Origin of the sequence: Stutzerimonas stutzeri (genome assembly GCF_024448935.1) — a bacterium.
GTDB classification, from domain to species: domain Bacteria; phylum Pseudomonadota; class Gammaproteobacteria; order Pseudomonadales; family Pseudomonadaceae; genus Stutzerimonas; species Stutzerimonas stutzeri_AO.
The window spans coordinates 1-21,258 of sequence record NZ_JAMOIE010000030.1 but is presented as its reverse complement, the minus strand read 5'-3'; the positions used below and the strand labels follow the sequence as shown (position 1 = coordinate 21,258).

Sequence of the window (21,258 nt, the reverse complement as noted above, 5' to 3'; positions counted from 1 at the left end):
AGGCTGGCGCTTGCAGCAACCCGCGAGCAGGGCCAACCCGACCAGGTCTTATGTGCATAAAATTATCTGTCAACGGGTTTTTTAGATAATTTCGCTGCTATAAGACTGGACAAATCCGTCCGAATGGTTCGAGAGATGGCTGACTGCCACCGGCTGTAGATGATCATCCAGGACACGCCGAAGCGGTCGGTAAACTGCACTTCAGGGTTTTGTCGTCCCCGTTAAGCGATCCACTCCGTCAACCCTAGTCCGGCATCACCCGTGCGGTGGAATAGTCAGCCCCTTGGCCACCGCTGGCCGGGCGAGGAAGGCATCCAGTACCCGTTGGACGTTGACGAAGCGCTCGAACTCCACCAGTTCGCGCGCTTCGTAGAAATCCACCAAGCCGCGGACCCACGGAAATGTAGCGATGTCGGCGATGCTGTAGCGCCCGCCCATGATCCACTCGCGACCCTCCAGGCGCTTGTCCAGCACGCCGAGCAAGCGTTGGGCCTCGGCGACGTAACGGTCGCGCGGACGTTTGTCCTCGTAATCCTTGCCCGCGAATTTATGAAAGAAGCCGAGCTGGCCAAACATCGGGCCGACGCCGCCCATCTGGAACATCAACCACTGAATCGTCTCGTAGCGGGCTGCGGCGTTTTCCGGCATCAGCTGACCGGTTTTATCGGCGAGGTACAGCAGAATCGCACCGGACTCGAACAACGCCAGCGGCTCTCCGTCCGGGCCGTTAGGATCGAGGATGGCCGGAATCTTGTTGTTCGGGTTCAGCGATAGGAATTCTTCTGAGCGCTGGTCACCACACTCGAAGCTGACCAGATGCGCCTCGTAGGGCAGACCGGTCTCCTCCAGCATGATCGATACCTTCACCCCGTTGGGCGTGGGCAGCGAATACAGCTGCAGGCGATCCGGGTAACTGGCAGGCCATTTCTGGGTGATGGGGAAGGTGGACAGATCGTGCATGGTGGGCTCTCCCCAAAACAATTTTCGGAAGGTAAGGATATGGGTGCGAGGTGACGCGGTCATTTACCGGCGTGGAATATCAATTCGCCCCGCGCCGCAGTCTGCTGACGGGCTGAACAATCACTGCGCGGAAAGCGTCTTGATCATCGCCACTGTCAGGTACAGGCGCGGCGCGATGCTGGCAAGCTCCAGATATTCTTCATCCGAGTGCAGGCCGGCACCGACTACGCCCATGGTTTCCAGCACCGCAGGGGTCTCGCTGCCCGGGACATAGGCGTAACCGGCGTCGGTTCCGAAGCGCATGGCAATGGGCTTGATATCCCTGTCGATCTCACCATAGAGCTTGTGCGCCGTTTCGGCCAAGGCTTCGGAGCCGGCATTCTTCGCCAGCGGTGGGCGGCCTTTGTCGATACGCACCTCGACGGTGGTCTCGTCGATCAGCTGTTGCTCGATGATGCGTTTGGCATCCTCCAGCACCCGGTCGTACTCGCCGAGGTCGGAGTAGCGCATGTCCGCCTCGGCGTGCGCGCTGTCCGGGATGATGTTGCGCTTTTCGCCGCCCTCGATCATGGTCCAGCTGACCGTGGTGCCCTTGCTCGGATCGCCCAAGTCACGCAACTGCACCAGTTGGTGGGCCAGTTCCATCACGGCGTTGCGACCCGCTTCAGGCGCCGAACCCGCATGAGAGGATTTGCCCTGCACATCGAGCATCACGGCGTTGATGCCATTGGTCGCCGTGGTCACCGCCTCCTGGTCCGGCGGCTCGTATGAGAAAACGTAGTCATGCTCGCGCGCCAGTTCGGCGATGATTTTCTTCGAGCCCGACGAACCCATTTCCTCGTCCGGGTTGAACAGCACGGTGATGCTGCCGTAATCATCGAAGCCCTGCCTCTGAAGCAGTGCCAGGGCGTGCAAGATCATCGCCACACCGCCTTTGGCGTCCGCGACGCCAGGCCCGTAGGCGCGCTGCTCGTCCATGCGGAACGGACGCTTCGCCGCGGTGCCTTCACCGAACACCGTGTCGTAGTGGACCATCAGCAGGAAGCTCTTGCTGCCCGAGCCTTTCAGTGTGCCGACGATGTTCTCGCCTGCCGAAGGCGTCGCCGGCGTGGTCCTGACTTTCGCCCCCAAGGCTTCGAGGCGTTCGATCAGCATCTGGCTGACGGTGGCCAGGCCCTTTTCCAGTCCGGTGCCGGTATCGATGGCGACCAGTTCCTTCACCGTTTCCAGGTAGGGCTTCTGCTCGGCTTCGGCCTGTTTGAGCAACTCGTCGGGCTTGAGGGCGGCCGCAAGGCCGGTCAGCGAAAAGAAGCACAGGGCAACGGCGGCGGCGAGCAGGGAAGGGCGGACGCGCATGGGCAGACCTCGGTTCTGGTGGGCGGGGTTCCGGTGGGTGGTGAGGTCTAGACCGCTCGCGACCTTGCATCGTTCCGGTGCGTATGCATTCGGATGCACGTGTCAGAGCCGTTCGAGGCTGTGCAACCGCAGCAACGTACCGCTGGCTCTGCGTGGTCGGCTCCCGCTATGGTTGGCGCTCAACCCAACTGTCATGGAGCGCAGCACGTGTCCCTAACCACTTCCTATGACCCACAGAACATCTTCGCCCGGATCATTCGTGGCGATGCGCCTTGCTACAAGCTCTACGAGGACGACGACGTGCTCGCCTTCCTGGATCTGTTTCCGCAGTCATTTGGGCATGCCCTGGTGATTCCGAAGCGCTCCGCGGCGTGCAACATCCTCGATGTGGATACCGAGGCGCTGTGCAAGGTGATGGCGGTGGCGCAGAAGCTCGTTCGCGTGATCGTCGAGGAGTTACAACCCGATGGCGTGCAGGTGGCGCAGTTCAACGGGGCGCCGGCGGGGCAGACGGTGTTTCATATTCACGTGCATATCGTCCCGCGCTATTCGGGCGAGGGGCTTGGCATTCACGCCGCAGGTAAGGCCGATCCGGCAGAGCTGGAAAAGCTGCAGGCGCGGCTGGTAAGCAAACTTGCCGCGAGCGAGCACTGATCGGCTCCTGAACCGGCACTGCTGCCGCACCGGTTGCAGCCGCGACCATCGCAGCAGCGAAGAAACACCAAAGTACTATTCGTAGCGAATTCGAGGCTTCGTACCCTGCGGGCATGAAGCCTGCTCCGTTGTTCCTCACCTTGTCTTTCGCTCGTGCATGCCTCGCAGCGCTTCGATGCGGGCGTGTGGTTCTGCTCGCGATAGTCCCGCTGTTCGTTCAGGCGCAGGGCGAGGCGCAACCGCTGCCGGTGCTGACCCTTGGCGTGTTGCAGTTCGGCACGCCGCATTGGGAGCTCGATCATCTCAAGCGTCACGGGCTGGACAAGACCAATGGCTTCGACTTGAAGGTGCGCTTGGTGGCTGATCTGCCGGCGTCGCGTTTGGCGCTGGGCAGTGGCAGCGTGGATGGCGCGGTAAGCGATCTGCTCTGGGCGCAGGCGCGCTACGAGGCTGGGACGGCGTATCGCTACCTGCCGTTTTCCTCGCAAGTTGGTGAAGTGTTGGTCAACGATGGCAGCGATATTCGCGCCCTGGCCGACCTGCGCGGCAAGCGCATTGGCGTCGCTGGTGGGCCGGACGGGCTTGGTTGGCAACTGCTGCAGCAGGTGGCTACGGGGCAGGGGATCGATCTGGCCCGCGAGGCGACGGTGCAGTACGCGGCGCCGCCCCTGCTCAGTCAGGCGCTGCGGCGCGGCCAGGTGGACGCGCTGCTGACCTTCTGGCACTTCTCGGCACGCCTGCGTGGCGAGGGTGGTGTGCGTAGTGCCTTCGGTCTGGCGGATCTGATTGGAACGCTGGGTCTCGATCCCGATCTGCCGGTGCTCGGCTACCTGTTCCCGCAAGCATGGGCCATTGGGCACGACGATCTCTTGCAGCGCTTCTCCCGTGCGTTGCGCGAGACCAAGGACCAGCTGGCGAGTCAGCCCGATCACTGGCAGGAAATCCGGCCCTTGATGCGGGCTGAGAACGACGCGGTGTTCGCTGCGCTGCATGACAGCTTTGTCGAAGGCATCCCCCAACCGCTGGATGCGGCGCGCATCGCTGCGCTGCACCGGCTGTTGGTGTTGACGGGCGCCGAGCCGCAAAGGCTGATGCCCGCCGCGCTGTTCCAGAGCGAGCCATGACCGGCTCGCGCTATGCCTGCTGGGTCGCGCTGCCGCTGGTGGTCGCGCTCTGGGCGAGTGTCGCGCTGACCGTCAGTATGCCGCTACTGCCGTCTCCAGCGAATGTCCTGCATACCTTCTGGCTCGCCGTCCAGAGTGGTGAGCTGCCCCATCATCTGTTGGTCACCCTGCGCCGGGTGCTGATCAGCTTTGCGCTTGCGATGGCGCTGGGTGCGCTGCTGGGCGTCTGGATGGGGCGCTCGCGGTTGGCCAACGCGGTGCTCGATCCGCTGCTGGTGCTGTTTCTCAATCTGCCCGCGCTGGTCACCATCATCCTGCTCTATGTCTGGTTCGGTCTGGTGGAAGCGGCGGCGGTGCTGGCGGTGGTGATCAACAAGGTGCCGAACGTGGCGGTGACGGTGCGCGAAGGCGCGCGCAGCCTCGATCCGAAGCTGGAGCAGATGGCCCGGGTCTACGGCTTCAACCGTTGGCAGCGGGTGGCGAACGTCTGGCTGCCGCAGCTGTTTCCGTACCTGATGGCGGCGACCCGCGGGGGCCTGGCGCTGATCTGGAAGATCGTCCTGGTGGTCGAACTGCTGGGCCGCTCCGATGGCGTCGGTTTTCAGCTGCACATGGCGTTTCAGGTCTTCGATGTGGCGAGCATATTGGCCTACAGCCTGGCCTTCATTGCCGTCGTACAGCTGATCGAGCTGGCGCTGCTGCAGCCGCTGGAGCGTCGCGCCTCGAGCTGGCGCAACGCCGGGATGCAGCATGCTTGAGCTGCGCATCGATGGCGTAGCGGCAGGCCATCCGGTGCTCGGCCTGATCGATCTACAGGTGCGGGCCGGGGATCGCATCTGCTTGCTGGGCCCCTCCGGCGTCGGCAAGACCACCTTGCTCAACGCCATCGCAGGCCTTGATTCACGCCTGGCTCCGATGATCCGTCTTCAATCCGGGCGGCGCGTCGGCTACCTGTTTCAGGAGCACCGCCTGCTGCCCTGGTACAGCGTGCGGCAGAACCTCAAACTGGTCGGCGCGGCGGCGGGCGATATCGATCGGCTACTGGCCGACGTTGGCCTGAGCGATGCGGGTGATCGTCTGCCGGAGCAGCTCTCGCTGGGTATGGCGCGCCGCGCCTCGCTGGCTCGGTGCCTGGCCGTCAAACCTGATCTGCTCTTGCTCGATGAGCCCTTTGCCTCGTTGGACCCGGACCGCGCTGCCGAACTGCGCGAGCTGATTGTCCGGCTGCTTGAGGGGCAGCCACAGATGGCACTGATCTGCGTGACCCACGATGCGCGCGACGCCGATCAGCTCGCCAATCGGCTGTGGTACATGAACGGCCAGCCTGCGACCCTGCGTTGGGATCGACCGCTGACCGACGGGGCCAATGCCAGTCAGATCTGCGACACGCTGCGCTCGCTCAGTGCTCAGCCAGCTGCCAGCTGAGTCAGGGCATGCAGCAGCAGCCCGACCAGCCCGCCAACCAGCGTGCCGTTGATGCGGATGTACTGCAGGTCTTTGCCAACGCTCTGTTCCATCTGCTCGACCAGTTCGCGGCTCTCCCAGTTTTCCACGCGCTGGGTGATGTATTTGCCGATCTGCCCGCGGTAGCGCTCGAGCAGGCTGGGCGCGGCGGCCAGCAGTTGCTCGTTGATCCAGGTACGCATGGACGTGTCGGCGGAAAGCGAGTCGCCCAAGCCCTGGGTCAGGCGCACGATCCGCTTGCCGATGCGTGAATCCGCGCTCTCCAGATCCGCCTCCAGCCACTCGGTCAGCTCACGCCAGAGCGTCTGCAGGTAATCGGTGGTTGCCGGATGCTCCAGCAGCTGAGCGACGATGCGTTCGACTTCCAGCCGATAAGCCGGGTCATGCTTGAGCCGGTCGATGTACGCCGCCACATGCTCGTCGAAGCGCTCCCGTAGCGGATGTTCAGGGTCGCCCGCGATCTCGGCGATGACCGCCGATACGCCGTCGACGAACTTGTTCGCCGACCAGCCGCCGACCGCCTTGCCGAGTCCCAGATAGCGCAGCGTGCGGACCTCGGCGGTAATGGCGTCGGCCACCAGCGCACGGGTGTCATCGTCCTGCAGCAGCGCATCGACCTTGATCAGCGCTTCATCGAGCATCGCCTGGTGTTTGCCCTGTCGGGTGAGCATTTCCAGCACCTGACCGCAGACCGGTGCGAGATCGACCTTGCGCGCTCGGTTGATCAGCTTGGCCTGCGCGAACGCTTGCACGCGCTCATCGTGCAGCGACTCGACGCCGAACCGCGCCATGCCGGTGAGCTGGCGGCCAACCGCTTCGGCATTGGCCGGATGACGCAGCCAGTTGGCCAGCCTGCCGCCGAAGTCCAGTGCTTCGAGCTTGGCCAGCACCATCGGTGTGGACAAGAAGTGAGTGGTGATGAAGGTCGACAGGTTGCGCCCGATGCGCGCTTTGCTGCGGGGGATGATCGCCGTATGCGGGATCGGCAGGCCGAGCGGATGGCGGAACAGGGCGGTCACGGCGAACCAGTCGGCAATCGCACCGACCATTGCCGCTTCTGCAAAAGAGGCGAGGTAGCCCCAGGCCGGGTGACGCGGCTCCATGGCGGTTGCGATGACGTAGAGCAGCGCGGCGAGCAGCAGGAGCAGGCCGGCGACCAGCTTCATTCGTGTGACGGGGGATTGCCAGCGGCGGTGCAGAGGGCTCACGCGATTCCTCTTTGCGGCGAATGGTGTGCGGGGTGTTACTCAGGCGAATCGGGTACGGCCGACGGGTCTGCCTATACAAGACAGACCCGGCTGGCGAGGTGAGGGTTCGGTAACCGCCGGCGTGTGGTTTATTCGTCGTCGTCTTCCTCGCGCAGCAGCACGTAGCTGTCGTCGTCCAACCGCTCGCAGACATAGAACATGGAGATGCTGCCGTCCTGTTCGGTGACGGCAGCATAATCGTCGGCTTCGACGGTAAAGAACCCTGTTGAGTCGGAGCCAGGTTCGCTGGCGAACACAGCGGTGAAGAAGGCGTCTTCCGGCATCCCGTCGAAATAGTCGGCGCGCGCCTTGGCGTCCCACTCCTGCGGCGGCTCGAACTGCCCGGTGATGATCACGCGGGCATCGCCCATGTCGCGCTCTTCACCATCCGGGTCCGTTTCGTGAGCGCGGTAGATGGTGCAGTTGAGTGCATCCGGGTCGGCCAGAATACTGTCGCGCGATGGGGTTTGGGTGGCAGGCATGGCAGCAGCTCCGGTCAAAGATTGGATTGTCGGCAGTGTGGTGGAGTCCGGGGGGCGCTGCAATCGCAAGTTGGGAAGGATGCTGGATTCTTTCGATCAAGTAGGGCTGATCGGACCGCCGGTGGTTGAACAGGCGAACGCTGTCGGCCGGCTGTTGCTCCAAGTGGTTAGACCCTATCGCAGCAACGCAACGAGGTAGCCATGAACCAGAGCGACCAGACTCAGCGTGAGCAGAACAAGCCGACCGAGGACCTGCCGGACGTCACCATGACCGATGCTGGCGAGAAGGAAGCAGGCGAGGATCCTGATTTCGACGACAGCGAGATCGATGACGACCAGGACAGCCGCGGCTGAAGTTAAATGACCTGCGCAGCCGAAACTGCGCCACACCCAGGAGTGCCAGATGGACAAGTATCACCTGAACCCGACCCCGATGGGCTGGGAGCTGACCGATCAGCAATCCCGGGAAACGGTATTGCGCACCCTGACCAAGGACGAAATGTTCACCGGGCTGGACAGCCTGATGGAAGGCAAGACCGCATCAGTCGAGGTCTACGATCGCCACGGAACGCTGGAGGAAGAGCGGCATTATCCGGGCAGCAGTCATCCGGTGTCGACCCGTTAGATCCAAGTGAGCGCATATTTCCGCAGGGTGGGCGAACACACCTGTCATACCATCACCGCTTCGCTTATCTGACAGGAGAATCCTGATGCGCATGATGCTCGCCCTCATCCCTGTGTTGGCCTTGGCCGGTTGCTCGTCCTGGCAGGCGGACCCGGAGGACATCACGCCAGTACCCGAAGAGCGTCTGCGTGGCTATCAGACACCTGTGGCCAATGGTGGCGAGTTGGTGGTGACGCGCGACTTCGGCATTCGCGGCGGAGGCTGCTACGTGGCGGTGATGGTCGATCGCAGGCTGGCGGCACGGATCCATGTCGGCGAGCAGGCACACTTGCAGGTGCCGGCCGGGATGCGCATCGTCAGCATCGAATCGGACCTTGAGGACGACACGCTGTGCGGCAAGGGCAATCTGCTGCGCGAGAAAGCGGCGCGGGTCGAGTCGGGTGAAACGCTGCAGTTCCGCATCAGCAGTGATAACCGCATCGGCTTCGATATCCAGCAAGTCGACGCCCGGTAGCAGCGCTGCCGCTCGCCTGCCTGTTTGATCACCGGCGCGAGGCGGTATCACGAAGAAACATTGGGTATCCGGGATTAAATGGTTGATGGAGCCTTCCTGCTCCCCGAACCCTTAATCCTCCAGAAAGTTGATAGATCGACCCCGTAGTTCTTCTCGACCGAGGGTAGGCCCTTGCTGTAGGTCATGGTGGCCCTGCCTGGGAGCGGTGATTTGCATGTCACGACGGCCATTTCGTGTGATGGCCATCGATCACCAAGGCGTGCCGATGCCGGCCTAGCGGGTGATAGTGAGGATGGCGATGCGGTTCCGGCCCCTCCCGGCCCTCATGTTCATGCTGGTGGTGTTCATCATGGTAATGCAGGTGAGTGTGTTCGACAGGCATGTGATCATGCTCGAGCGCCACCAGGTCCCGTGACGGCCAGATACGCGCCGCGAGTGCCGTCGACACCAGCGCGATCGCCCCCAGCAGGGCGAAGGTCTCGATCAGGCCCACCTGCACCCCGACCCAGCCGGCCAGCGGATAGGCCACCAGCCAGCAGCCATGCGACAGCGAGAACTGCGCGGCGAACAACGCCGGTCGGTCCTCTGAGTGACACGATTGCTTGAGCAGGCGTCCGGCGGGCGTCATGACCAGCGAGGCGCCGGCGCCCAGCAGAAACCACAGCCCTAGCAACCCCACGAACCCGGGGGCCAGCAGGCCCAGAAAGAGGCTTAGCGTCATCAGAACGCCGCCCGCGAGCATGAGCGGACGTTCTCGCGTGCGCTCCAGCACTTTCGGCAGCAGCAGGGCCACCAGCATCGAGCCGCCCCCCACCGCCGCGAAAGCCATGGCGACCGCCTGTTCGCCCAGGCCAAGGATGGAGCGGACGTAGACCACAGTATTGACGATCTGCATGGCCCCGGCGGCCGACACCGCCATGTTCAGGGCCAGCAGCCCTCGCAGCCGGGGCGTTTCCAAGTAGATTCGCATGCCGTGGGAGACCTTGCGCCAGACACCCGGCGCTTCGTCATCCGCAGTTTGGGGTGACGGCAGGACCACCGAGACGACCAAGCCTGCCGAGACCAGGAAGGCCAGCCCGTTGAGCAGGAACAGCACATCGAAGCTCATCACCATCAGCAGTGCCGCGGCGGCCATGGGGCTGAGCAAGTTCTCGAGGTCATAGGCGAGCCGCGACAGCGACAGCGCCCGGGTGTACTGCTCCTCGTCCTCGAGGAGATCGGGAATCGTCGCCTGGAACAGCGGGGTGAAGCCTGCCGAGGCGGCATTGAGCAGGAAGATCAGCCCATAGATCTGCCAGATTTCGGTGACGAAGGGCAGCGCGCAGACCACGGACGCCCTCAGCAGGTCCAGGCCGACCAGCAGAGCGCGGCGCGGCAGACGCGAGGCATAGGCCCCGGCTAGTGGTGCGATGCACACATAGGCCACCATCTTGATGGCCAGCGCCGTACCCAGCACGATCCCCGCCTGCCCGGCCGCCAGCTCATGGGCCAGCAGCGCCAGGGCGACCGTCGTCAGCCCGGTACCGACGAGGGCGATAACCTGAGCCAGGAATAAATGGCGGTAACGACGGAAACTCAGCACTTGGAGCATGGCTCCTCCTCGAGGCGTTGCTGTCGGTTATAGGCGGCATGCCAGGGTAGAACGGTTCACATTTATCTTTCTTGCAAGCCAGCATACTACCCCCTAGTATCCATATATCGCCCTCCCTTGTATAAATTTTGTCCTCAAAGAGATGGCCAGATGCATACGATCAAAGACAAAGCGAAGTTGCTAATGCGTGTTCGACGCATTCAGGGGCAGGCAGCCGCACTGGAAAGACAACTTGACAAGGAGGGAGATTGCACTGCCGTTCTACAACAGGCCGCCGCGATTCGCGGGGCGGTGAATGGGCTGATGGCAGCCATCATTGAGGGACACCTGACTGATCACGTTGTCAGGGAACCCGAGCTGGAGCAGCGGCAACAGGACCTGGATGCGGTACTACAGGTGATCAAGTCCTACCTCAAATAGGACAGAAAGAAGCCTGGCGCACAGAAGGCCCAGAGAGCAGCCCGCCGGAGTCTCGAGGCACGATAAGGAAGGAGGCAACAATGTCAGAACACAGTCATAGCCACGGTGGCGGCAAGACCTTGCTGTTCGCATTGGTATTCACCACAGGTTTTGCAGCTGTCGAAGTGTTCGGCGGCCTGATAGCGGATTCGCTCGCCCTGTTGTCGGACGCAGGCCACATGCTGACCGATTCATTGTCGTTAGGGGTTGGTGCCTTCGCCGCTTGGCTGGCCAAAAAACCGGCCTCGCGCCGGCACTCCTTCGGCCTCAAGCGCGCGGAAATTCTCGGCGCCCTGTTCAACGTGCTGTTTATGTTCGGGGTGATTGTCTTCATCGCCTACGAGGCGATCCGCCGCATGGCAGATACACCCGCCGTTGCCGGTGGCATGGTTTTGGCGATTGGCGGGCTCGGCTTGCTGGTGAATATCATAGTGGCATGGGTGCTGATGCGTGGAGAGCAAACCATAAACGTTCGCGGAGCGTTCCTGCATGTGATGGGAGACTTGCTGGGCTCGGTCGCTGCGCTGGTTGCCGGTGCGATCATTTATCTGGGCGGGCCGCCCGTTGCGGACCCGATCCTGTCTCTTTTCGTTAGCCTATTGATTCTGTTCTCCGCCATTCGACTACTGCGTGAGGTGACGCACGTGTTGATGGAAGGCGTGCCAAAAGGAATCGATGCCCATGAAGTCGGCTGCGCGCTAGTCCGGGTCGACGGTGTCTGCGCTATTCATGACATGCATATCTGGAGCCTGTCATCAAACAGCCAGGCTCTGGCGGCGCATGTCGATGTGGACGCGATGGAGCGATGGGAGGAGCTACTGCCGCAGCTGCAAATGATCTTGCGGGAGCGTTTCGATATCGAGCACAGCACCCTACAACCCGAGGATGCCGCTATTCGCCAAGCCTGTGATGTCGATCCCGATTGCGGGGCTGATATGTGGAATAGGTAAACAACCGACAGCGAATCCACCACACCCGCATTGAGCAAGCCGCAGCTGAGCACCACCGCTGCAGCAACGGAGATCACGGCCGGATGGGCAAGGCCTCTGGACGCCTTTTCCGGCGGCACGATGCCGGCCAGGGTAACCACCAGCAAGGCGGCAAGGGCGACGATGTCGTAACGCCGGCGATTCCACACGAACCGCCCTGGGTGGCAGCGAGCGCGGCGAATTCGATCAGGCTGATCGCCTTGCATGGAACCTCGATAACGGCTTTTGCCGCAGTGAGCAATCAAGATGAAGAGCCGAACGGCCGGATCTACACGGGTTGCGCCAAAGCGAAGCGGCAGGGCGGCCATACACCAGCTGCTTGAGCGGGTGCTGAGCCAGCGCTGCGTTCGGCATTGGGCGCTATGCGCCGGTATCGAGCCAGACACTGCTGTGATCGGAGGTCAAAAGGTCGCTCCGGCCAGGGTGTTTTCCCGTCCCGGTCATTGGCAAGACCCGCTCCGATAGGCAAGGATGTAGAAGACTCCAGAACGAAACGTGACCATGCCCAAGCAACTTTCTCTGCATTGCCGCGACGGCTACCCGCTCGCTGCGCAACTCTGGCTGCCACCGGGACAGGCACGTGGCTCGGTGATCGTCAGCAGCGCCACCGGTGTGCTGGCGCGGTATTACGCGCGCTACGCCGGGTTCCTGCGCGAACGCGGCTATGCGGTGCTGACGTATGACTATCGCGGTATCGGCGGGTCACGCCCGGCCAGCTTGCGAAAGGCGACCATCCGTTGGCGCGACTGGGGCGATCTGGACTTTGATGCGGCGGTGCGCTGGATGCGTCAGCGTGATCCCGACGGGCCATTGGTGGCCGTCGGTCATAGCATCGGTGGTTTTCTGCCGGGTTTTGCCGAGTCCGCTACCGAGGTCGATCGCTTTCTCAGTGTGGGCGCGCAATATGCCTACTGGCGCGACTATGCCGCCGCGCAACGCTGGCGGATGTTTGCCAAGTGGCACCTGTTCATGCCCGCGGTGACGGCGCTGTGCGGATATTTTCCCGGCCGCCGACTGGGCTGGCTGGAAGACCTGCCCGCAGGCGTCGCGTGCGAATGGGCATTCCGCCGGTCGCGGTTGGAACAGAGCTATCCGGAGCATGAGCGGGCCGAGGTGCTACGCCGCTTTGCCGCGATCAGCGTGCCGATCCTGGCGGTGAGCCTGAGCGACGACGAGTACGGCACGCCCCCGGCGATCGCCCGCGGGCTGGCCTACTACCGCAACGCCGCGGTGCAGCAGGTCCAACTGAGTCCCGCTGTGCTGGGCATGGAGCAGGTCGGCCACTTCGATCTGTTTCGGGAGCGCCATCGAGACGGCTTCTGGCAGGCAAGTCTGGACTGGATCGGGGAAGGTCGCAATCCCTGGTCGGGCGACGCGCAACCCTCCGTCAGCGAGGCGTGCTGAGCGCGACGCTGCAGGCCTGTCTGGCGGCGAAAACGGCGCTAACTGCGGTTGGCCCGGGTGCCTGGATGCGGCTGTTCATCGGCGCTGTGCACGACAGGCGCGTTCAACAGCTGGCGGACCGCGTTTGCATAGGCGCGGCGGCCCACGCGCATGGCGTTGTTGTGGTTGCCGCCCTCGATCAGCAGTAGCTGTTTGGGGTTCTGAGCGGCGGCGAAGAGTTCTTCGCTGAAGCGCGCCGGCACGTATTGATCAGCCGTGCCATGGACCAGTAACAGCGGCATGCCGACCTGGTCGATCTTGTCGATGGAGTCGAATTTCTGCGACACCAGCCAGCGGACTGGCCAGGGCGTGTCGGCTACCTCCGTTGCGATATCGGCCAGGCTGGTAAAGGTGGATTCGACGATCAGCGCACGCGCTTCCGGCGCTTCGCCACGGCGTTCGGCTTCGCGTCCCAGCTCGGCGGCGAGGTCCACCGCCACCGCACCACCCAGCGAATGGCCATAGATCAGACGCTTGTCCGCATCGGGCTGCAGGGTTTTCAGATGGTCCCAGGCGATACGCGCATCCTCATATACGCTGGCTTCCGACGGCAGCTCGCCGAGGCTTTGGCCAAAGCCTCGATAGTCGATTGCCAACACGGAGAAGCCCAGTGAACGTATCTGTTCGAGCCGGAACAGGTGTCCGGTGAGGTTCCAGCGAGAGCCGTGCAGATAGAGAATTGCCGGCGCGTCTCGCTCGTCAGCCGGCCACCACCATGCGTGGATGTTCTGGCTGTCGCCGAATGCAGGCGCGCTCAACTCCAGCTCCTCCACACCGCCTGGTAGGCCGCGGTACCAGCTGGCGGTACCGGGCTCGATACGAAACACCAGTTCGCGCTCTTTTTGTTCGAGCATCGAGCAGCCGACGGGCAGCAGGGTGAACACTGCGGCGACGATCAGCGAAACAAAGCTGCGGGCTCGGGTGCGGAAAAATGGCAATTTCGACATGCAGCGGCACGCTCTCCTTCTGGAATCGACATTGAGCGGCCAGCTGGATAGGCACGCAGCTCAATCGCAGGCGGTGACGGCTCCCCTGGTTTCTTCGCTTCCACTGCTTGCGATCCAGGCCCACCAGAACACCAGCAGGCCGACGGCGCCGGTCGCGGCGCCGATGTAGCCAGTCGAGGTCCAGCCAAGCCCCGCGCTGATCGCCAGCCCGCCCAGCCACGGCCCGAGGGCGTTGGCGACGTTGAAGGCTGAATGATTGGACGCGGCTCCAAGCGTCTGGGCCTCGCCGGTCACGTCCATCAGGTGGGTCTGCAGGGCCGGGCCGAGCGACACCATGGTGCCTACCGCAAACGCGGCTGGGAGGATCGTCCACAGCGAATGCGCAGCGAGCGGAAACACCAGTAGCACCAGAATGCTCCACAGCAACAGCCAGGCGACAGCCTTGAACCCCAGCTTGTCGAACAACCAGCCGCCAAAGAGGTTGCCGACAATGCCGCCCAGGCCGAAAGCGGCCAGGCCCACCGGGATCCGCTTCTCGCTGACGCCAGTGACCTCCAGCATGGTTGGTGCCAGGTAGCTGAACACGCAGAACATGCCAGCGAAATCGATCGAACTGATGGCCAGCGCCAGCCACACCGGTTTTCGATTGAAATCACGCAGTTCGCGCATCGGGTTGTTACGCGGCTCGCTGCGGTCGAGCGGCAGGAAGATCGCCACGAACAGCACCGTCAGCAGCGCAATCATTCCAACCAGACCAAACGCCCAGCGCCAGCTGAGCCACTGCCCCAGCCAGGTGGCGGTGGGATTGCCGATCAGCATGGCGATGGTGAGGCCCGCCAGCACGCGGCTGACCGCCTTGGCCCGCTGGTCAGGTGCAACCATCGAGGCGGCGACCAGCATCGCCACGCCGAAATAGGCCCCGTGGGGCAGGCCGGCGATGAAGCGAAACAGCATCAACGAGTGGTAATCCGGTGCCATGGCGCTGGCGAAATTGCCCAGCGCGAAAAAGCCCATCAGGAGCAACAGCAGGTGCCGGCGGAACATCCGCGAGCCGAGGATCGCCAGCAGCGGCGCGCCTACCACGACACCCAGGGCATAGGTGCTGATCACATGGCCCACTTGCGGCTCGCTGATCCCCAGCCCCTGCGCGACGTTGGGCATCAGTCCCATGATGGCGAATTCGCCGGTACCGATGGCGAACCCACCCATGGCCAGGGCCAGTTCGATCAGCAATATGGCGCGCGCCGATAATTTCGACTTGCCTGTGGCGTTCACTTGGGTCATCGGTGCCTCAACGGGATGGGTCGATTAACGGACACGCGCCGCTTGCGTCGAGCGACGCTGGGCTAGCGGGAATACGCGGATAGGTAGGCAGCGATCGAAGGTTGAAGTTCGTCTCGGGATCGAGAGGGCCGAGCGCGCTTATGACGCAACCAAGGTTGAGCATGCGAGGCCGAGCGGTATCGGTACTCCGCCAGGATCGCCTCGAACTCGCCGTCGTGCTGCATCTGTTGCATGACTTCAAGTATCTCCCGGGCCGGGACGTCAGTCTCATCACGCACGATACAGTGGATGGAGGACTCCGTGAGCCGGTCGATTGCTCCCTTCTGGTCTTTTCCGCTCCGCGTTGGCGCAGGCTGCGGAGCGTCCACGGCGATTCTCGGTCAGCGACAGCTCGACCATGCGATGATTGATCCGGAGAACGGCCAGCAGGTTACCGGTGCGGTGTCGATCAGGTAGATGCCACGCTCCAGGGCGCTGCGAGTGGTGCTGACGGAGCGGTTGTCATCCGCGCGCCCCACATCCAGCCACCGATGGCCAGGTGCCCAAGCCTATACGCGTCACGGGCGCGGCGATGCCTTCGATCGATAGCGTTTCGATGCTCATGAGCTCTTCTGTTTGACCGGTGCCGGCCAGCTCGGCGGTTGGCCAGGTCACGGTTACTGATCGCTGCAGCCGTCTGATGTGCGGTGCGTTGGGTACTGGAGAGACGTCATCCAGACGCTGCGAAGCTGGAACTCAGCTGCAGGCAGCAACGGCTTCGGCTAGCAGTTTGGCTGTGTCCTGGGCGCCCATGGCTTGCGCAGCGGCCAGAGGCGTCACGCCGTTCATGTCGGCGCGACTTGGGTCTGCGCCGCGTGCCAGTAACAGTTCGACAATGTCACTGCGATTGAACATGGCCGCCATCATCAGGGCGGTCTTGCCGTCGGGCGAGGCGCTTTCGACATCGGCACCCTGATCGAGCAGCAGTCGCGCCATTCGCAGGTTGCCCTTGAAGGCAGCGCCCGCCAGCGGACTCTGGCCCTTGTCGTTGCGCAGCTGGGGGTCGGCACCGTTCTCCAGCAGCACGCGCGAGGCGTCGAGATGGCCGTGGTAACTGGCGAGCATCAACAGGCTGTCGCCATTGTGGTTGCGAATGTTGGCCGGCAAGCCGCGACCGAGCAGGTCGGTGAGGCGTTCGGCATCACCGCTGCGGGCGCTTTCGAAAACCTGAGCGGCGAACGCCAGCGCGGCGTCGTCCAGTTCGGGCTTGGGGCTCGGTTGATCCGTCATCTTGAGGTCCTCGGCTTTCAGAGTTGGGCGCAGCGGCGCAGACGCGTCGAGCTGCCAAGCGGTTTGCACTGGCGACTGCGTTTGTATCCGACCGACAGGTCGCGCAAATGTGCGAAACGGGCGCAAGGCTGCACGGCCAGATCGGCTATGGCAGTATTTGCCGCCCATCTGCCGATGAATTGCTGCAATGAAAGCTGAAGACCTCGAACGCCTGGTGACCCAGACCATGCCCTACGGCAAATACAAGGGCCGGCTGATCGCGGATCTTCCGGGCAACTACCTGAACTGGTTCGCCCGGGTCGGCTTCCCGCCCGGGGATCTGGGTCAGCTGCTGGCGCTGATGCAGGAGATCGACCACAACGGTCTGTCGCCGCTGCTCGAGCCATTGCGTCGCCGCTGATTCACGCCTGGCTCTGGGCCTGTAGCGCCGCCGGCGCGGGCGCGGCGTAGATACCCACTTCTACCGCCAGGGCCATGACCCGCTCGATGTCGCAGGTATAGACGAGTACGGCCTGCAACTCATCGTCCAGTGGCTCGCTGAAGTCCACCAGCACGTAACCGCCTTTTTCCGGGTAAAGGCTGCTGAGCTGGGTCTGGATGCGGTTGAGCGCCTTCAATGGCTCGGTCTTGGCCAATTGCTTGGGCTTGAGAATGAAATTCACGTTCGGGCCGAACGAACCGACAATCTGCTCGAACAGCGCCTGGTAATCATCGGCCTGGAACAGCACGGTATCCGGCAGGCTGCCGACGATCATCCATTCGCCCAGCGGGATGGGGAAGCCATCGTCGTAGATGATGTCCGGGTTGGCCTGCAGAAAGGCCTGGGGGTCGGCATAGGCTTGAGCCGCTTCGTCAGCGAGCCGGTTGATCTCGTCTTCGCTCATGCAGCCCGAACTGATCAGACGGATCAGTTCGGCGAGTGGGTCTTTCATGGGGAAACATTCCTGCGGTGCGGGGAGCACAAGGATAACCGAAAGCCTGCCAGGGCCCTGCCTGCTGGCTTCTGGGCAGCCGCGATGGCCACCGTCGTGCCTCGATAACCTTTGGCTGCTTTTACACGCTGCGCTGCAGATTCTGTTCAGTTTTCGTGCACAATAGCCGCCATATAAACGGACGCGGGATGACGATGGCGATCGGCGCTGGCCGGCATCGCTCTGTTCCGACGCCAGACAACGATCAGCCAATATTCAAGAGGAACGACTGTGCATAACGTCGTCATCAGTGGTACCGGCCTTTACACCCCTGCCCAGAGCATTTCCAACGACGAACTGGTCGAGTCGTTCAACACCTACTCGCGTCGTTTCAATGATGAAAATGCCGCAGCGATCGAGGCGGGTGAGATCCAGCCGATGCCGGAATCCAGCTCGGCGTTCATCGAGAAGGCGTCCGGCATCAAGAGCCGCTTCGTTATCGACAAAGCCGGCATCCTCGATCCGGATCGCATGGTTCCGCGCATTCCCGAGCGCAGCAATGACCAGTGGTCGATCCTCTGCGAGATGTCGGTCAAGGCCGCTCAGCAAGCCCTTGAGCGTGCCGGCAAAAGCGCAGCTGACATCGGCGGGGTGATCGTTGCCTGCTCCAATCTGCAGCGCCCCTACCCGGCAGTCGCCGTCGAAGTGCAAGCGGCACTGGGTATCAAGGGGTTCGGCTTCGACATGAACGTCGCCTGTTCTTCGGCGACCTTCGGTATCCAGATCGCCGCCAACTCGGTTCAACTGGGGCAGGCGCGAGCAGTACTGATGGTCAACCCGGAGATCTGCACCGGCCACTTGAACTTTCGCGACCGAGACAGCCATTTCATTTTCGGCGATGCCTGCACGGCGGTGATTGTCGAGCGTGACGATCGGGCGACTTCGGCGTATCAATGGGCGGTCGTGAGCACCAAACTGGCGACGGAGTTCTCCAACAACATCCGCAACAACTTCGGCTTTCTCAATCGCGGCGCCGAGCAATACATGACCAACCCGGACAAGCTGTTCGTTCAGGAAGGGCGCAAGGTGTTCAAGGAAGTCTGCCCGATGGTGGCCGAGCTGATCGGCGAGCATCTGAAGGAAAACGAAATCGAGGTCAGCGAGGTCAAGCGCTTCTGGCTGCATCAGGCCAACCTGAACATGAACCAGCTGATCGTGCGCAAGTTGCTCGGCCGCGATGCCGGTCCGAAGGAAGCGCCCGTCATTCTCGACACCTACGCCAACACCAGTTCGGCCGGTTCGGTGATCGCGTTCCACAAGCATCAGGACGACCTGCCGGCCGGCAGCCTCGGTGTGCTCAGCTCGTTCGGTGCCGGTTACTCGATCGGTAGCGTGATTTTGCGCAGGCGCTGAGCCCTCCCAACCCGCTGCGCTGCTTCGATGTCGGCAATTTTTGTTCCCATGCCTGCGTCTCTTTCCTAACCATACGGGACGTGGGCTCCAGCATTGAGTGCGGGCAAGCGGAAGCTTCGAAAATGAAGCCGTTTATTCCGACCCCCATTGGCTGCTCCGCCGAATCGCTCTGCAACGCCACTCGCCCATAAGTTCCCTGATATTTGAAATGTCATGGTGCAGCAAACCTTCTGTCATATCCGCTTCCGATAATCGCCTCCGTTGAAACAGACGACGTCATGTCATTCGCAGGACGACGTTTCATAAACGAAGGAGCTTTCCCTGATGAAGAAGAAGTTGATTGCGATTGGTGTTGGTGCTGCGATGGCGGTGCCTGCTGTGGCAATGGCCGATGTGTCGTTCTACGGCCGTGCACACATATCGGTAGATTACCTGGATGATGGCGACGACTATTCCGAAACCAACCTGTCGAGCAACGCTTCGCGCCTGGGTTTCAAGGGCGATCACCAGATCAATCCGAATCTGGAAGCCTTCTTCCAGATCGAGCAGCAGATCAGCTTCACCAGTGGCAGTAGCGATGGTGACAGCACGGACTTCGCCACTCGCGACACTTTTGTCGGCCTGCGCAGCAACGACATCGGCGCAGTGCAGATAGGTCGTTTCGACAGCCCGTTCAAGGTAGCCCGCGGCCCGGCGAACCTGTTCGGTGACCAGGTTGGTGACATGCGTAACCTGACTCGTTTCGGCAATGGCCGCTTCGACGAGCGTTATGACAACACCATCCAGTACACCACCCCGACCATGAGTGGTTTCAATGCCAAACTGGCCTACTCGATGTATGAAGGGCAGTGGGCTGTCGAGGACGAAGACAGCGATGCTTTCAGCATGTCGCTGAACTATGCAGGCGGCCCGCTGGAGGCCTCCCTGGCATACGAGCAGGTAGAAGAAGATGCCTCTCGTGGCGAACGTGATGGCATCCGTGCCGCTGCCGCCTACAAGCTCACCGATGCCTTCAAGCTGGTGGGCTTCTATCAGACTGTTGACCATGACTCACCGGTTAAAGCCAAGAGCGATGCGTGGTCGTCCGATGTCTACGGTATGGGCGGCGAATTCGCGGTGGCCAAGAACACTGCTCTGAAAGCCATGTGGATGACCCGCGACTCCGACGCCAACAACGCCGACGCCGATATGTGGGTGGTGGGTGTCGAGCACAAGCTGGACAAGGCCGTTCGTGTTTATGCCAACTATGCGATGATCGATAACGACGACAACTCCAACCAGGTACCATGGGAACAAGCCCGTTCGGCAAACGTGAGACCGGCCACTGCGTTCGGTGAAGAGCCTACCGGCCTCTCCGTAGGTCTGCGCTACGACTTCTGATCCGCGTCGCGGGGCAGGTCAAACGAACCGGGCTGTTCCCTCAGGGGCAGCCCGGTTTGTCATTTAACTGACATCTTTACGACTTATTCTTGTTTCCTGATCGTCATCGCATCCAGACCGCCGAGTCGGCGGGTCTTCCCACCTAGGAGTTTTCATGCGCAGTTTGTTCGTTATCGCCATGGCGTGCCTGCTGGCAGCCTGTGCCCAACAGCCCCCTGTTCAGCTGTATGCCGGTTCGCCATTGCCGGAGAGCCAGGTGCTGGAGCTGGTGGTTCCCAGCGAGCTGGAAATCCGCAGCATCAACGGTCAGCCATATTCGGCCGCCAACTCCATGTTCGGCGCCTCGGACAAGCGCCTGCATCTGCAACCGGGTGCCTATCAGGTCCAAGCCTTCTACAAGAACGGCTTCGATATCAATGGCGGCATGGACCATGAAGTGGTGCGCAGCCGCACTGCCATCTTCAACTTCGAGGGGAAGGCCGGGGAAGTATGGCGCCTGGGGTTCGATCGTCCGCAGAACCTGGCCGAGGCCCGTGAGTTCGAGACCGATTTTCCCGCCTGGGCAGAGAACACCCGCACGGGCGAACGCCATGAGGCGCAGGCCGGCAACCGCAATACGTCCGTGCTCAGCGCGATGATGGGTTCAAGCGAAGTCGCCCCCGAAGCCTCCACCGTTTCCCCCTTGGGTGCTGCAGCCGAGCCGGCCACCCCGGCAGTGACGTTGCGCCAGACGCCCTCGGCGACGGCTACCCTGCCACACAGCGATGCGACCCTGACCACCCTGCAGCAGATGTGGAACATGCTGACTCCGCAAAGCCGCGAGGCGTTCTTGAAGTGGGCCCAGCAGTAAGCGTATGGAGTCGCGTTTTTGCTCTGGCAGGCTGTTGACAGCTACCTGCGTTGGCAATCCCGCGTTAAAAAGGCCCTGGATCGCCAGCCCGGTCACAATGCTCGTTTACAACAGTAAACTCGATCGCGAGCCCGGTCCGCTTCCTCGGTCCTTTTTGCCTTGTCTTGCCTGCCTCGCCTACGTTTTTCAACGGCCTGCCAGGAGCTGTTGAGATTCAGCACTGCCACACCGGACAAGAGGCATTGCCTTTCCCCTTTTTCATGATGGAGAGGCGGCGGAGCTTAAACGCCCCTCTC

General features: G+C 62.3%; 24 protein-coding genes. 15 read left to right on the top strand and 9 right to left on the bottom strand.

Annotated elements, in window-relative coordinates; genetic code table 11:
* Positions 1–255: 255 nt before the first annotated feature.
* Complete coding sequence (locus NA637_RS10845) at positions 256–960, bottom strand: glutathione S-transferase N-terminal domain-containing protein (protein ID WP_256072274.1); 705 nt, start codon at positions 958–960, stop codon at positions 256–258.
* 120 nt (positions 961–1,080) lie between these two features.
* Positions 1,081–2,316 (bottom strand): M20/M25/M40 family metallo-hydrolase, encoded by a 1,236-nt coding sequence (locus NA637_RS10840; RefSeq protein WP_256072273.1) that lies wholly within the window; start codon positions 2,314–2,316, stop codon positions 1,081–1,083.
* 207 nt (positions 2,317–2,523) lie between these two features.
* Between NA637_RS10840 and NA637_RS10835 the strand changes: the two genes are divergently transcribed.
* From NA637_RS10835 to NA637_RS10820, 4 genes are all read left to right on the top strand, one after another.
* Entirely contained in the window at positions 2,524–2,970 is a 447-nt protein-coding gene (locus NA637_RS10835; protein ID WP_256072272.1) for an HIT family protein, read from the top strand.
* A 113-nt stretch (positions 2,971–3,083) separates the two neighbouring features.
* Complete coding sequence (locus NA637_RS10830; RefSeq protein WP_256072271.1) at positions 3,084–4,094, top strand: ABC transporter substrate-binding protein; 1,011 nt, start codon at positions 3,084–3,086, stop codon at positions 4,092–4,094.
* Positions 4,091–4,852 carry an ABC transporter permease gene (locus NA637_RS10825; RefSeq protein WP_256072269.1) on the top strand — a complete coding sequence of 254 codons (762 nt, stop codon included), beginning with the start codon at positions 4,091–4,093 and terminating at the stop codon, positions 4,850–4,852. The genes NA637_RS10830 and NA637_RS10825 overlap by 4 nt, the downstream gene beginning before the upstream one ends.
* Complete coding sequence (locus tag NA637_RS10820; RefSeq protein WP_256072268.1) at positions 4,845–5,519, top strand: ABC transporter ATP-binding protein; 675 nt, start codon at positions 4,845–4,847, stop codon at positions 5,517–5,519. Before NA637_RS10825 ends, NA637_RS10820 begins: the two co-directional genes overlap by 8 nt.
* Here the strand turns inward: NA637_RS10820 and NA637_RS10815 are convergent.
* Together NA637_RS10815 and NA637_RS10810 are read right to left on the bottom strand one after the other, a co-directional pair.
* Entirely contained in the window at positions 5,501–6,724 is a 1,224-nt protein-coding gene (locus NA637_RS10815; RefSeq protein WP_256072289.1) for a DUF445 domain-containing protein, read from the bottom strand. The two genes, NA637_RS10820 and NA637_RS10815, sit on opposite strands and share 19 nt — an antisense overlap.
* Positions 6,725–6,894: 170 nt before the next feature.
* A complete protein-coding gene (locus tag NA637_RS10810; RefSeq protein WP_256072266.1) occupies positions 6,895–7,287 on the bottom strand; it encodes a hypothetical protein in 393 nt (130 codons plus the stop codon).
* 201 nt (positions 7,288–7,488) lie between these two features.
* Between NA637_RS10810 and NA637_RS10805 the strand changes: the two genes are divergently transcribed.
* The 3 genes from NA637_RS10805 (at position 7,489) to NA637_RS10795 (ending at position 8,426) form a co-directional block, all read left to right on the top strand.
* On the top strand, positions 7,489–7,641 hold the full coding sequence (locus tag NA637_RS10805; protein WP_256072265.1) for a hypothetical protein: 153 nt from the start codon (positions 7,489–7,491) through the stop codon (positions 7,639–7,641).
* 49 nt (positions 7,642–7,690) lie between these two features.
* Positions 7,691–7,912: a hypothetical protein gene (locus NA637_RS10800; protein ID WP_256072264.1), complete on the top strand. Its 222-nt coding sequence runs from the start codon at positions 7,691–7,693 to the stop codon at positions 7,910–7,912.
* A gap of 85 nt (positions 7,913–7,997) precedes the next feature.
* Complete coding sequence (locus NA637_RS10795; protein ID WP_256072263.1) at positions 7,998–8,426, top strand: 3-isopropylmalate dehydratase; 429 nt, start codon at positions 7,998–8,000, stop codon at positions 8,424–8,426.
* A 217-nt stretch (positions 8,427–8,643) separates the two neighbouring features.
* Here NA637_RS10795 and NA637_RS10790 read toward each other — a convergent pair whose 3' ends face one another.
* A complete protein-coding gene (locus NA637_RS10790; protein ID WP_256072262.1) occupies positions 8,644–10,017 on the bottom strand; it encodes an MFS transporter in 1,374 nt (457 codons plus the stop codon).
* Between the two features lie 150 nt (positions 10,018–10,167).
* Here NA637_RS10790 and NA637_RS10785 point away from each other — a divergent pair, with 150 nt between their 5' ends.
* The 4 genes from NA637_RS10785 (at position 10,168) to NA637_RS10770 (ending at position 12,869) form a co-directional block, all read left to right on the top strand.
* On the top strand, positions 10,168–10,437 hold the full coding sequence (locus NA637_RS10785) for a metal/formaldehyde-sensitive transcriptional repressor (protein ID WP_256072261.1): 270 nt from the start codon (positions 10,168–10,170) through the stop codon (positions 10,435–10,437).
* Between the two features lie 80 nt (positions 10,438–10,517).
* Positions 10,518–11,426 carry a cation diffusion facilitator family transporter gene (locus NA637_RS10780; RefSeq protein ID WP_256072260.1) on the top strand — a complete coding sequence of 303 codons (909 nt, stop codon included), beginning with the start codon at positions 10,518–10,520 and terminating at the stop codon, positions 11,424–11,426.
* A gap of 83 nt (positions 11,427–11,509) precedes the next feature.
* Positions 11,510–11,788, top strand: a complete 279-nt coding sequence (locus NA637_RS25690) for a hypothetical protein (RefSeq protein WP_256072259.1) — start codon at positions 11,510–11,512, stop codon at positions 11,786–11,788.
* Positions 11,789–11,966: 178 nt separating this feature from the next.
* On the top strand, positions 11,967–12,869 hold the full coding sequence (locus NA637_RS10770) for an alpha/beta fold hydrolase (protein WP_256072258.1): 903 nt from the start codon (positions 11,967–11,969) through the stop codon (positions 12,867–12,869).
* Positions 12,870–12,907: 38 nt separating this feature from the next.
* Here the strand turns inward: NA637_RS10770 and NA637_RS10765 are convergent, their stop codons facing one another.
* The 3 genes from NA637_RS10765 to NA637_RS10755 all read right to left on the bottom strand — a co-directional run bounded on the left by NA637_RS10765 (position 12,908) and on the right by NA637_RS10755 (position 16,408).
* A complete protein-coding gene (locus NA637_RS10765) occupies positions 12,908–13,855 on the bottom strand; it encodes an alpha/beta hydrolase (RefSeq protein ID WP_256072257.1) in 948 nt (315 codons plus the stop codon).
* 60 nt (positions 13,856–13,915) lie between these two features.
* On the bottom strand, positions 13,916–15,139 hold the full coding sequence (locus tag NA637_RS10760; protein WP_256072256.1) for an MFS transporter: 1,224 nt from the start codon (positions 15,137–15,139) through the stop codon (positions 13,916–13,918).
* A 735-nt stretch (positions 15,140–15,874) separates the two neighbouring features.
* A complete protein-coding gene (locus tag NA637_RS10755; RefSeq protein WP_256072255.1) occupies positions 15,875–16,408 on the bottom strand; it encodes an ankyrin repeat domain-containing protein in 534 nt (177 codons plus the stop codon).
* A gap of 187 nt (positions 16,409–16,595) precedes the next feature.
* Here NA637_RS10755 and NA637_RS10750 point away from each other — a divergent pair, with 187 nt between their 5' ends.
* A complete protein-coding gene (locus tag NA637_RS10750) occupies positions 16,596–16,808 on the top strand; it encodes a DUF3820 family protein (protein WP_046162487.1) in 213 nt (70 codons plus the stop codon).
* A gap of 1 nt (position 16,809) precedes the next feature.
* Here NA637_RS10750 and NA637_RS10745 read toward each other — a convergent pair whose 3' ends face one another.
* The gene (locus NA637_RS10745) at positions 16,810–17,340 is read right to left on the bottom strand and encodes a hypothetical protein (protein ID WP_256072254.1); all 531 of its coding nucleotides are present in this window, start codon (positions 17,338–17,340) and stop codon (positions 16,810–16,812) included.
* A 270-nt stretch (positions 17,341–17,610) separates the two neighbouring features.
* Between NA637_RS10745 and NA637_RS10740 the strand changes: the two genes are divergently transcribed.
* From NA637_RS10740 to NA637_RS10730, 3 genes are all read left to right on the top strand, one after another.
* A complete protein-coding gene (locus NA637_RS10740) occupies positions 17,611–18,732 on the top strand; it encodes a beta-ketoacyl-ACP synthase III (protein ID WP_256072253.1) in 1,122 nt (373 codons plus the stop codon).
* Positions 18,733–19,056: 324 nt separating this feature from the next.
* Positions 19,057–20,112 carry a porin gene (locus NA637_RS10735; protein ID WP_256072252.1) on the top strand — a complete coding sequence of 352 codons (1,056 nt, stop codon included), beginning with the start codon at positions 19,057–19,059 and terminating at the stop codon, positions 20,110–20,112.
* A 154-nt stretch (positions 20,113–20,266) separates the two neighbouring features.
* The gene (locus NA637_RS10730) at positions 20,267–20,962 is read left to right on the top strand and encodes a DUF2057 family protein (protein ID WP_256072251.1); all 696 of its coding nucleotides are present in this window, start codon (positions 20,267–20,269) and stop codon (positions 20,960–20,962) included.
* The last annotated feature ends 296 nt before the right edge of the window (positions 20,963–21,258 follow it).